Annotated in this window: 1 pseudogene; it reads right to left on the bottom strand. The window is 49.8% G+C overall.

Annotated features, from left to right (window positions below):
- Nucleotides 1-526: pseudogene (locus R7040_RS29775) on the bottom strand (sigma-54-dependent Fis family transcriptional regulator); the annotation flags it as partial.

Below are 526 nucleotides of genomic sequence, written 5' to 3'. Positions count from 1 at the left end.
TTCTTTGCGTTCATCCAGCGTTGGTAAGTGGATGAGCGTTGCGAACGGTTTAACATCGGCATCAACCTTGGTCGTCGCACCAAATACGCGCTCCAATTTCGGGTGGTTAAACAGGCATTGCCACTGTGCGAGCGAGATATGTTCTGCGCTGTGCAGGTACAAACTGCAACGATTTGAGTCTTCCGTCAGGTGGTCAATGGCTTTGTCGAGTGCATCTAGCGACAGTTCGTAAAGGTCTTCACCTGATGCGGCAATCAGCTCGCTGTCTGGTGTGGCGTGAATATCGTGAGCAAATTGCGCAGCTAATCGGCGACCAGTGCCGTCTTGTCCCACGAAAATCAGAGGTTGGTTCGTCGGTGCGCTGATTAAGGCTCGGCGAATACTCACCATGACTTTACTGTGACCAATCATTTTCGGGCCGACATGAGTTTGCATGTCGAGCTCTTTCTTTAGCCAGATGTTTTCTTGCAACAAGTTCAGCTTATCGCTGGCGTTGTTCAGTGATTTCATCAGTTGATCGGTTGAA

The sequence above is a fragment of the Vibrio sp. 1069 genome (assembly GCF_033340555.1).
This window is presented reverse-complemented; position numbering and strand designations above follow the sequence as displayed.